A 12,294-nucleotide genomic window follows, 5' to 3' on the forward strand; every position below is an offset into this window, starting at 1 on the left:
CGCCTTCGACAAGCTCAGGCATCGGCTCAGGCATCGGCTACTACAGACAGGTCTCCGTGGGCTGAGCCTGTCGAAGCCCATCGAAATACTCCCCAAAACCCGTCTCTTTTTTACACAAAAAAATGTACCTTGTGACGCAAATGCACCAACCGTCACGGATTTCTGTTTATTGGGTAGGACTCGTCCTGTTACTAGTCGCCGGACCCTTTTCTGCACGGGCCCAAATGTTTGCAGGAGAGCCCATGTTGGAGGAGGTAAGCCGGCGGGCGCAGCTATTGGGCAAGGGTGATCCACAGGTCAGCTACCTGCTGCGACCCCTTACCGCTAACCTCTCGGGCCTGATCGAGGGCGACAGCCTGCAGGAGCCCCGTCGCATCGGCGGAAACTGGAGCCTGCTGCCCGTTCGAGCGTCTTTGGATCATTCCACCCGACGGCCCTATGGATCCTATCCCTACCTCACCGTACCCGCCCGGGGGCCGCAACTCTGGATCAATCCGGGCCTGCAGTTCACCCGGTCCTGGTTGACCATTCGCTTCCAGCCGGAGGCGATCGTTGCCGTAAATTCTGCCTTTGACGGGTATCCCGATACCTATTCCCGGCAGGTGAATCAGTGGTACTTTCGCTACCCAAACACCCTCAATTTCCCGGAACGCTTTGGGGACGGGGCCTTGTTTCGGTTGGGATGGGGCCAATCCAAGGTTGCCGCGCATTGGCGAAATTGGGAAGCAAGCCTGAGCACCCAGTCGATCTGGTGGGGACCGGGCCAATTTCATTCCCTGACCTTCAGTCAGCAGGCACCGGGGTTTCCGCACCTGAGCCTCGGCAGCCGCGCGCCCCTTTCCACCGTCCTTGGATCCTTTGAGGCGCAGTTGCTCGTCGGCCGGTTGGAAAGTACCGCGTATCCCCCCGTACAGGAGGAGCAGTTGAACCAGCAGTTTTACCGTCCGCACCGCACGGACCCCCGGTACCTCAATGCCCTAATTCTTACCTATTCGCCAAAATGGCTGCCTGGTTTATCCGCAGGAGCTTCCCGTACCTTCCAAATTCACAACCGGGACAGGCCCCCGGGATTTCGTTCCCTCTTGCCCGTGGTGCTGCCCCTGATCAAAGAGAACTACGGATTTACCAATGCCGATGGAAATTGGGACCAACAGGTGACCCTGTTTGGGCGCTGGCGGCTGCCAGAAGCAAAGACGGAGCTTTATTTTGAATACGGTCGCCGCGACCATGCCCTGAATTGGCGGGAATTTGCCCTGAATCCCGAGCATGCCCGGGCCTACCTGCTGGGCTTTATCAAATTATGGGCCCTGGAACGGGGTCATTTTCAGGTGCGGGGCGAAATGGTCCAACAACAGGAGGCCATCAACCGTCTGGTTCGCTACGCAAGCAACGCCGGCATGAACTGGCATGGTCATGCACAAGTTCGGGGCTTCTCTCACCGCGGGGAGCCGCTGGGCGTGGGTTTGGGCTCGGGTACCAACCTGCAAACCCTTGAATTTTCCCACGTGGACGGCTGGAAAAAAACCGGATTGCGCCTGGACCGGGTGGCAAGAAACAACGACTTTTTCTACGCAGCCGGCAGCAACGCAGACCTGGAACCCTGGACTGATTTGGCACTGGCGCTACTTTGGGAACGAAAAATCCAACAAATCAACGTGTCGGTAAACGGAACCTATATCCGCTCCCATCATTACCAATGGCAGGCCAATGCCCCGTCTAGCGGCAATTTCCGGCTGCAGCTGGGGCTGATGTACCAGTGGTGATCTGGCACACAAACCCGTTTCTTGAATCCCGTAAAAAAGCCGCCCAATAGGATAGGAAGCGTTCGTTAGAGGCATACAACAGCGACCACTTATACGGGGCGTTTCACCGCTTTCCGAGAGGGGAGGTAGGGATGCCGGGACAGTAGGGAATTTATTTTTGTCCTTCCCGATTTCGAAATCTCAGGAATGCAATGGGATAAGTAGTTGATACTATGTTGGTAAGCATTCCTTTTCTGGCCCTCTTGGCAGGCCAATACCGAAAAAGGGAAATAAAAATAAGCCCAAATTGATTGGTAGAATTCAGGCTTTTAATTACATTTAAATGCTATTTGAATGAGGAATTGCACTATTAATTAAATTGGTTGGTATTAGAATGCGGTAGAAACGTCAAATAGCGCTAGTAATTATCGTTTATTGTAAAAATACTTTTTGTTTCGAAGGAAAAACAAATAAATTTGCGGCTAGTAAAGCCACCTAACAGCATGACCAACCTTATTTTTATGATCAATTTCAGCAAGAAAATCAATATTATACCCCGGTGGATCATTGCCAGCCTCGACGGGGTGATTTTATTTCAGTGCGTACTCTTTGCCTTCTGGCTGCGCGCCAACTTTGACCTGTCAAACATGGAGCGCTTTGATGTACTCCGGGGAGCCCTGGTGTATTCCCTGGTAGGACTCCTTGCCATGTTTTTTACCAAGAGCTACGTGGGTATCGTCCGCCATACCTCCCTGCAGGATGCCATGACCCTTCTGTGGACCATCGCCCTCACTGCGGCGGGCATTACGGTCATCAACCTGTTTATGGCCAATTTTACAGAAGTCAGTAGCCACATGCTCCCGTTTTCCGTGCTAGTCATTGGTTCGCTGCTGGCCTTGTTTTTTCTGATGGTCTACCGCTTGCTTGTCAAAGACGCCTTCCGGCTGATCAAAGCCAGTACGGAGCCGGATTTGCCCGAACGGAAAGTTATTATCTTTGGTGCCGGTGAAGCCGGAATCCTGACCCATCAGGCCCTGTCCAAGGACAGTCAATTCAAATTTGTGACCCACGGTTTTCTGGACGACGACCCGTCCAAAAAAGGCAAAAAAATCCAGGGGAAGCCGGTTTTCGGCGGCCTGGAGATGCTCGAAAGCCTGGTAGAAAGCAGGGGCATTAACGAGCTCATCATCTCGGTACTGTTGGACCTTTCCCCTTCCAGAAAGCGGGAAATCATCGATCGCTGCCTCACACTGGGCGTACACGTCATGACCATCACGCCGGTCAACCAATGGGTGAGCGGCGGGGACAAGCCCGGCAATCTGCGGGAGGTGAATATCGAAGATTTGTTAGGCCGGGACTCCATCAAGTTGGAAAATCAGGCGGTGATTGATTACCTGGCCGGGAAAACCATTCTGGTCACCGGAGCTGCCGGATCCATTGGCAGTGAAATATGCCGGCAGGTCGCCCGGGCCAATCCGGGTTTTCTGATCATGCTCGACAAAGCGGAATCCCCCTTGCACGATCAGGAGGTCTTTTTGGAAAGCCGCTTCAACCAAATGCCCCTGGTATCGGTGCTGGCAGATGTGACGGATAGGCAGGCCTTGGAAAAGGTCATGAAAACCTACCAGCCGGAAGTGATTTTTCATGCAGCTGCCTACAAACACGTGCCCATGATGGAAAAGTACCCGGCAGAGTCGGTGCGCTGCAACGTCATGGGAACCAAGCTGGTGGCCGATCTGGCAGTAAAATACGGGGTGGAGAAATTTGTACTGGTCAGTACCGACAAAGCTGTGAATCCCACTAATGTGATGGGAGCCAGTAAGCGGATTGCGGAAATGTACGTGCAATGCCTCAACAGCCGGCTGCGCGAGACCGATGCGGGATCCACCCGTTTTATCACTACCCGCTTTGGCAACGTGCTGGGCTCTAACGGATCGGTGATCCCGCTCTTTCGCCGGCAAATCCAGGAGGGCGGCCCGGTGACGGTCACCGACCCGAACATCATCCGGTATTTTATGACCATCCCCGAAGCCTGCGAATTGGTGCTCGAAGCAGGCGTGATGGGCAATGGGGGAGAGATTTACGTGTTTGACATGGGCGAGCCGGTGAAGATTTTGGATCTGGCCAAAAAGATGATTTACCTGAGTGGAAAGATTCCGGACGTAGATATTCCCATCCGGATTACGGGTTTGCGACCCGGGGAGAAATTGTACGAGGAAGTACTGAATGACAGCGAAAAATCCCTTGCCACCCACCACGAAAAAATAAAAATCGCGCAGGTTTGTCCCGGTTCCTACGATAAAGTAAGCCGAGACCTGGAGAAATTGATGGAGCACCTTTCGGCTGGGGGAGAAATGGAATTGGTCGCCCAAATGAAATACATGGTTCCGGAATACATCAGCCGAAAGTCCCGCTTTGAAGCGTTGGACCGCAAGAAGATGGAAAAACTCTAACACCGGCACGAAACAGGCCTTTTGGTACAGCCCCTCCGGCGACGGTGTGGGGCTTTTTTGATGGGGCAATAAATAGTGAGGATCAAAGACACGTACAAACAAATACAAAGCGCCCATCTCTGGGAGTTCGCCAGGAAGCAACCCGAAGATTAAGCGAAGTATTTGCATCGGCGGGTACCGCAGTTTCCTGGCTGGTTCAATTCAGTCCCAAAGCGATGGGGAGCAGTTGCCACCGCCCGTTGGGGAGCCAAAAGCAGTACGCTGCGATCCCTGGCGAATCGCTGAACGCAAAATAGGGTAGGTAGTTTTAGGAGAGCCTCTTTCCATTGGGCGATGGTATTGGTTCCCTGCGGATTTTGCCGGCTGCTTTCGGAAGACTGGCTTAGTAGGACCGAATTTTGAACTGCTTTTTTTGCTCCTGAACGGCGTTACGAAAAGAGGCATCCGTCTCCATCAGGTCGTTTACCGACTGCACGGCATGAATCACCGTGCTGTGGTCCCGCCCACCAAAATGGTACCCGATGGATTTGAGGGAATGGTTGGTAAACTCCTTGCTAAAATACATGGCCACCTGCCGGGCGATGACAATTTCTTTTTTCCGGGTTTTGGCTTTCATGTCCTCTACTTTGATGCCGTAATATTCTGCGCAGGATTTTTGGATGTATTCGATGCTGACCTCTGTTTCGATGTCCTTGACAATATTTTTCATGATGGTTTTGGCCAGGTCCAGGCTGATTTCTACCCGGTTGAGCGAGGCATGGGCAATGAGCGAAATCATGACTCCCTCCAGTTCCCGCACGTTGGTATCCACGGTATAGGCCAGGTACTCGATCACGTTGGTTGGAATATCGATGCCCTCGGACTGCATTTTCTTGCGGATGATGGCAATCCGGGTCTCAAAATCCGGCATTTGCAAATCGGCGGTCAAGCCCCACTTAAAGCGGGATAGTAGCCGTTCTTCCAGGCCCATCAAATCTTTGGGGGCACAATCGGAAGTCATGATGATCTGCCGCTTGTTTTGGTGCAGGTGGTTGAATATATGGAAAAACATTTCCTGCGTTCGACCTTTTCCGGCAAAAAACTGAATGTCATCGATGATCAACACGTCCACCTGCATGTAGAAATTCGTGAACGATTTGATATTGCCGTCTTTGATGGCATCCATAAATTGGTTGACAAACTTTTCCGAAGAAACGTAGAGTACGAATTTATCCTCCGGTCCATTTTTTATTTCGTTGCCGATGGCTTGCACCAGGTGGGTTTTTCCCAGGCCTACCCCACCGTACACCAGAAGGGGGTTGAAGGATGTAATGCCGGGCTTATTGGCCACGGCAAACCCTGCCGATCGGGCCAACCGGTTGCAATCCCCTTCGATAAAGGAATTAAAAGTATAGGTAGTGCTTAGATTGGATTGCAGGGTGGTTTGTTCGTCCAGGCTAGACAGGTCGAAGGGAGAGTGGGCCGTTGCGGCGAAGGCTTCTTTTTTCTTTTTTGAAACCGGGTTGCTTACCCCTTGCGGGTAGCTCACCATATAGGGTTGGTTTTGGGAATTGCCCTTGTCTACCACCACCGCATACTCCAAGCGGCCATCGGCTCCCAACACCGTCTTGATGGCCAACTTCAGGACGTCCACGTAGTTGTCCTCCAACCACTCGTAAAAAAATTGACTCGGTACTTGGATGGTGAGGACAGATCCGTCAATCCTTGCCGGTTGTATGGGCTTAAACCAGGTAGAAAAACTTTGTTCGTTGACGTGTTTTTCGATGATCCGCATACATTCAGTCCATATCGCTATCGCCTCTGATTTCATTGGTTACCTTTAACTGAAAGTGGAAAAAAAGCTTTACTCCTTTTGTAGGGGGTAACAAAAATGTGGAAAAATATCTTAAATAAAAAATGCCGATTTGCTTGACTTTTTTACTTTATTGGAAAACAGTTTATTCAGGCGGTTTTTATTTTTAAAATTGTTGAAAATTGAAATAACACCCTGGTATCGGTAAGTATAGGGATTTCGGTGCTTTTGGTTGGGAACCGATTAAAGGTTATTTTTGAAAAAGCCACATAGTTGGCTCCGATCTGCCAGCTTCACTACCGGATGGAAGGCACCCACCCGGTTTCCTTATCCTTTTACCATGAAGAGCATCATTTTATTGTACGATCCGTCGAATGAGGAACTGGTGGAAAAAACCCTCGTTCCCCGTCTCGGCGCCGACCTCAAACTCAAATTGCCCTTTACCGACCGGCTCACAGTCGAGCTGGGCCGGGAGGATTTTGTGGTGACCTACCTGTCCGACGCACAGCTAAAGGAATTGTTTCCCACGGCGCTGGAACAGGACTGGAAAATTGCCTTGCTTCCCCATCCGGAATTGGTTCATGGCAGACAGGGCTTTGGCGTGGATAGCGACCTGGAGGCCTGCCTAGAGCAGGTCCTGGAATCCGAAAACAGCGCTCGGGTAGACCTGCTACTGCTCAACGGCCGACCCGTGTTCAACACGGTCGTGATCGGAGAATCACTGAGCCTGATGACCGGCTCGCTGGCAAAAAACAGCTGGCAGCGGTTCTGGAAAAAAGTCGGCTACTTTTTCAAGTTGTTTCGGGTGGCGAAAGCGCACCGGTATCAATTGCAGGCGAGGGAGAAGGAAAAGCTGGATACCGCTGCCATTGGCATGGTGATCGTGCAACATGGAAAAAGCAACCTGCTTAGCCGAAAGGTGCTGGAAGATTCCTACATCAACGATGGGAAATTGCACGCAATGATTCTTGCGCCCAAAAGCATTTCGGGTCTCTTATGGTTTGGCCTGGATAGCTTTTTTCGAAAAAAGGGCAAAACCCGGCTACCACCCTTTGCCGCCCATATCAAAACCTCCAGCCTCTGTATTTCCAGCGAAGACGCGATCAATTATTCCCAGGATGGAAGCCTGCTAAGCGCCAAGAAGCTGCAGCTGGAAGTTCGACCCAAAGCCCTGAACATGCTGCCCGGAAAACACCTGGACATGGAAGGCAAAGCTTCGGAGGAGGACATCTTTAAGGTGCGGGTACTCCCCCGGGGAGAAGTACGGGACGAATTACTGAAGCGAAAGCTACCCCTCATCAACCACGCATCCACCGAAGAATTCAAGGAACTGTTTTCCAGCCTGCGGGCAAGCTCCCGTACCAGCAACAGCTACCTGGTGCTTATGGTATTGTCCACCTGCATCGCCACCCTGGGCCTATTCGGCAACTCCTCGCCGGTGATTATCGGGGCGATGATTCTGGCTCCGCTGATGGCCCCGATTATTTCCCTTTCCATGGGTGTGCTGCGGCAGGATAAGAGCCTGATTCTCGACAGCTCCAAAGCCATCGGATGGGGCATGCTGCTCGGATACCTTTGTGCCATGGGAATCACCTGGCTGACGCCCTTGAACTTGTCCAACGAAGAAATCATGGCCCGGGTCCGCCCAAACCTGCTGGATTTGGGCATTGCCGTTGGTTCCGGTGTGGCGGGAGCCTATGCCAGCGCAAAAGAAGAAATCGCCAAAACCCTGGCCGGAGTAGCGATCGCCGTGGCCCTGGTTCCTCCACTTGCCGTTTCCGGCATAGGCCTGGGCTGGATGGAATGGAGTATTTTCCAGGGAGCCTTGCTGCTATTGATGACCAACCTGGCGGGCATGGTGATGGCCGCGGCGCTGACCTTTTTGTTTTTGGGCTTTAGTCCCTTTCGTCTGGCCAGAAAGGGTATTGCCTATTCGCTCATTGTGGTGGGGCTGGTGAGCTTGCCCTTGTTTTTTGGCTTTATGGATATGGTTCGCGAAAAGGACGTGATCTCCAAACTCGACGGCTACCGGGTAAACGGAACGGTGCTGCGGGACATTACCGTCCGAAGCGTCAAACCTATCCGTCTAGCTGTGAAAATCGTGGCTGCTAGCAGCCTGGACGAACAACAGTTGCAACGCGTCAAACAGGAAATTGAGCGGGTACTGGGAGAGGAAGTGGAACTCGAGGTAACGCTGGGAGTGACGGTGTTTTAGCGCGGGGCCGGGAAACCTGTCGCACGATTGGATGAGCAAATTCAGAAGGATTGACGGCTGCAGAATTGGCAATTTTGGCAGATTATTGGTACCTTGGAAAGGTATTCATCCTGATGCGGAATCAACAAATAAAACCGAGCAAGACCCAAGTGATACAGAGAGGGATGCCCCGATAGGTATCGACAAAAGCAGGCGGCCTGCCCGTAGGCAGGGTTTCTCCCGATTTAGGATGGGGACAGGTATGTAGCAACTTAAAAACAACGATAATCACATGAAAAGAAAAGCAACAGCAGTTTGGAAAGGAACAGGTCTGGAAGGAAGCGGCACATTGACCGCACCCAGTGGTTTTTTTGACAATTCTCCCTACAGTTTTAAAACCAGGTTTGAAAACGAAGACGGTACCCAGGGTACCAACCCGGAAGAAATGATTGCGGCTGCCCATGCCGGTTGTTTCAACATGGCCCTGAGTTTTCAGATTGCCGGCAAAGACTTTGCCGCAGAGGAGCTGGATACCACCGCTACCGTCAGCCTGGAAAAGGTGGGCGAAGGATTTTCCATCACCGGGATTGTCCTGGACCTGAAAGGAAAAGTTCCCGGCATGGACGAAGCCCTTTTTACAGAGTTAGCCGAGGTGGCAAAGGAAAATTGCCCCATCAGCAAGGCCCTCAGTGCCGTGCCCATTGAGCTGAAAATCAGTTTCTCTTCCTGATTTTCAATCCAATAAAAACCCAGAAGTGCCGGAGAACGCTCTTCGGCATTTTTTTTTTATTTCCGGTTTTACCTGGCTTGCAGCTGCTATGAGTCGATACATGCGTTTTTTGGGCTGGGCTACCCTGTTGGGCTTTGGTCTGTTGGGCTTGGGCCTGGTTTATTTTTTTCAGGAAATCCCGATGATCGAGCTGCTCGCCGGACACTGGCCCCTGCTCGCTCAAATGTTCCTGGGCCTGTCGGCCGGAGTACTTTCGGCCTTTCTGGCAAAATGGGTCATTTGCAGGCCATTCTTTTCTCAGGAGCGGGTGAAATACCAGCGCTTGATCAATCAATGGAGCTGGACTCCGGGAGGAGTTGTGTTTATTTCTATCTGTGCGGGCGTAGGGGAGGAACTGTTTTTCCGGGCAGGGTTACAACCGCTGCTAGGCCTCTGGACCACTTCGGTACTATTCGTTTTGATCCATGGATATTTGAATCCCTTTAATTGGCGAATCAGTAGTTATGGGCTACTGATGGTGGGTTTGATTGCGTTTTTTGGCTATTTGTTTCAGGAGACGGGAATTCTTACCGCGATGGCCGCCCATGCCGCCTTTGATGCGGTCCTGTTGTTTTGGCTTACCGCTAAAAATGACGATGCGGTGAGGATAGGGTGATAGGCCGATGTGGACTTCGACAGGCTCAGCCCACGGAGAAGTGTCTGTATTAGCCGATGCCTGAGCTTGTCGAAGGCAGAGGTGTCCACGGAGACGTGTTCGTAAGCGTGGACTTCGACAGGCTCAGCCCACGCGTAAGTCAATTTGAGGCATTCGGATTTCAGTATACGCTTTGGCACCCGCGGCAGACTGTAATTGTACGTAGGCGTTTGTAAATCGGAAGACTTTTTCCGGACGAGTTGGATTGACGCATATATTCCGCGCCTTCAGCGCCAGAAATGGTCCTCGTCTTGTTTGGTTAAAGAAAACCGGAACCATAGAAAGGGGTACGAACGAAATGGCATAACCGATCTGCCGGACGAATTTCAAAAATTACGTACGGTATTGAAGCGAGTTCGACGCCTCTTATATGCCTTAATTGGTTTAAAAAATATGATCAGAACCCTGGCGACGCAGGTAAGTTCGCCGTTGATGGGGGGTATGCTTCCCTTTTTTAGTGAGGCTGCCGCTAAAAAGCGACAGCCTCGGGTAATTGCATTCCATAGAAATGCATGCAGTTCCTTCCTTTATTTTCCAGGCTATTCGATAGGAACCTGAAATTCGTTGCTGCTTCGGCCTTCGGGAGTCAGGGTAATGTACCGCAGCACCAGCGGCTCCTGACCTGAGCCGGGTGTAGGAGCCAGGAAGGGACCCGTATACAAGCGGGCAGTCTGGTCGGCCTTGTGGCCATCCAGCGTGTAATACACCTTTGCTCCCGCCACCAGGGGTTCGATCTGAACCCGATGCGTGCCTGCAGCGGCATCCAGGCTGATGGTAACGGCTGCCTCAGGTATGCGGAAAAACACCCCTTGCGCTTCCAGTGACCGAAGCTGCTCCGGAAGGCGTTCCCGAATAAAGGAGGCGTAATCTTTTTCTTCGCGCGTTTTCCAGGCTACCTCGGCCAGGGCCAGGGCCCGGGGGAAAAGGAAGTATTCCATTTTTTGGTTGCTGCCAATGTATTCCGTCCAGAGGTTCGCCTGCACTCCCAAAACATGCCTTGCCTCTTCCTCGCTCAGGGCGTCGGGAATGGGCGAGTAGCTGTATACTTTCTCCAGGGGGAGAAATCCGCCGATTGCCAGGGGCTCGGTGCTTTTGTCTTCGGCCTGGTAATGATCAAAATACAGGTGGCTGTTTGGGGTCATGATCACGTCGTGCCCCATTTTGGCGGCTGCGATTCCGCCTTTTTCCCCACGCCAGCTCATAACCGTGGCATTGGGTGCCAGGCCACCTTCCAGTATTTCGTCCCAGCCAATGATTTTTCGTCCGTTTTTATTGAGGAATTGTTCGATTCGTTGGATAAAATAGCTCTGAAGCTCGTGTTCGTCCGCCAGTTTTTCCTTTTTGATGACTTTTTGGGCAATGGCTGAGGTTTCCCAATGGTCCTTGGGAACCTCATCTCCGCCGATATGAATGTATTCCGAGGGAAAGATGTCCATGACCTCGGTGAGCACGTCCTCCAAAAACCCGAAAGCCGCGGGCGTAGGCCCGTAAATATTGTAATGGACTCCCCAATAACCGGGTACCTGCGTACTGATTTCGTTGTTCAGCGGTTCTCCCTTCTCGTTTACGGCTGCAATGCTGCCCCGGGCCGCTCCTCCCTGCACCTCAAAGCTCCCAAATTCAGGATAGGCGGCAAGAACGGCCGAACTGTGGCCCGGCAATTCGATTTCCGGAATCACGGTAATGTGTCGGTCGGCGGCATACCGCACGATTTCCCGTGCCTCTTCCTGGGTATAATATCCGCCGTGCTTTTCTCCATCGTAGATAAAGGGCTTGAAATCGTAGTATTGACCGATGATCGTGGAATCCCTCCAGGCGCCGACCTCCGTGAGTTTTGGGTATTTCTTGATTTCCAGGCGCCAGCCCTGATCGTCTGTCAGGTGCCAATGCATGGTGTTGAATTTGAGCTGTGCCATCAGGTCCAGTATCTTTTTGACCTGCTCCGTGCTAAAAAAATGCCGGGACACGTCCAGCATGATACCGCGGTAGCCAAAGGCCGGCGCATCGGCGATGCGCACCAACGGAACCATTGCTTCGCTTCCCTGCATTTCCACCAGTTGAAACAGGGACTGCAGCCCGTAAAACAGGCCGCTGCTACCCCCGCGGATGGCAATGCCTTCGCTAGTAATGTCCAATGTGTAGGCTTCCGGATTCCCATCGACGATTTTTTCCTCCAGCAGAATGACCGGAGTTGTTGTCTGAGCAGCTTGTTGGACCGGAAGTTGAAACCCGGTTTTGACCTCCAAAAGGCCGTTAAACAAATGAGCAGATTTTCTGGCGGAAGCACTTTCTGCCAGTAGCACAGTACCCGGCTGCAAATTCAACTGACCTTCTCCAGCGACCAGGGTCTTGGGTTGGGGGAGGATGCGGTCTGTTTGGGAAAATAGCAGAAATGGGCTCAGCAGCAGGCATAGCCCCGCAAGAAGGAGTTTTTTATTCATGGATCGTTTGGTTGTGTCGGTCCGCTGACCGGTTAGCACTGTATTGGTTTATTCGCATTAAATAAAAAAATTAATGAAGTAGCAAATGTAACCATAAAAATTAATAAATAAAACCCAGGTTTTATTGATGTGGGCTTCGGCAAGCTCAGCCTAAACGCTTCGGCAAGCTCAGCCCACGCGTAAGTATCCGTCCTGGCCGATGCCTGAGCTTGTCGAAGGCGGAGGCGGAGTCAGAGGCGGCCACGGGG

General features: G+C 52.1%; 7 protein-coding genes. 5 read left to right on the forward strand and 2 right to left on the reverse strand.

The features are described 5' to 3' along the window. Positions 1–122 precede the first annotated feature (122 nt). Positions 123–1,763, forward strand: a complete 1,641-nt coding sequence (locus tag BMW71_RS15415) for a capsule assembly Wzi family protein (RefSeq protein ID WP_092175838.1) — start codon at positions 123–125, stop codon at positions 1,761–1,763. Positions 1,764–2,245: 482 nt separating this feature from the next. Continuing rightward, on the forward strand, positions 2,246–4,195 hold the full coding sequence (locus BMW71_RS15420; RefSeq protein WP_244891189.1) for a polysaccharide biosynthesis protein: 1,950 nt from the start codon (positions 2,246–2,248) through the stop codon (positions 4,193–4,195). 382 nt (positions 4,196–4,577) lie between these two features. On the opposite strand, the gene dnaA is transcribed toward BMW71_RS15420, so the two are convergent. Continuing rightward, a complete protein-coding gene (dnaA, locus tag BMW71_RS15425; protein WP_092175841.1) occupies positions 4,578–6,005 on the reverse strand; it encodes a chromosomal replication initiator protein DnaA in 1,428 nt (475 codons plus the stop codon). 322 nt (positions 6,006–6,327) lie between these two features. Between dnaA and BMW71_RS15430 the strand changes: the two genes are divergently transcribed. From BMW71_RS15430 to BMW71_RS15445, 3 genes are all read left to right on the forward strand, one after another. Continuing rightward, entirely contained in the window at positions 6,328–8,202 is a 1,875-nt protein-coding gene (locus BMW71_RS15430; protein ID WP_092176124.1) for a DUF389 domain-containing protein, read from the forward strand. A gap of 271 nt (positions 8,203–8,473) precedes the next feature. Continuing rightward, a complete protein-coding gene (locus tag BMW71_RS15440; RefSeq protein WP_092175846.1) occupies positions 8,474–8,911 on the forward strand; it encodes an OsmC family protein in 438 nt (145 codons plus the stop codon). An 88-nt stretch (positions 8,912–8,999) separates the two neighbouring features. After that, entirely contained in the window at positions 9,000–9,566 is a 567-nt protein-coding gene (locus BMW71_RS15445; RefSeq protein WP_092176127.1) for a CPBP family intramembrane glutamic endopeptidase, read from the forward strand. A gap of 578 nt (positions 9,567–10,144) precedes the next feature. On the opposite strand, the gene BMW71_RS15455 is transcribed toward BMW71_RS15445, so the two are convergent. Then, positions 10,145–12,046: a beta-N-acetylhexosaminidase gene (locus BMW71_RS15455; protein WP_092176129.1), complete on the reverse strand. Its 1,902-nt coding sequence runs from the start codon at positions 12,044–12,046 to the stop codon at positions 10,145–10,147. Positions 12,047–12,294: the final 248 nt, after the last annotated feature.

The sequence above is a fragment of the Cyclobacterium xiamenense genome, from assembly GCF_900109255.1.
Classification (GTDB): domain Bacteria; phylum Bacteroidota; class Bacteroidia; order Cytophagales; family Cyclobacteriaceae; genus Cyclobacterium; species Cyclobacterium xiamenense.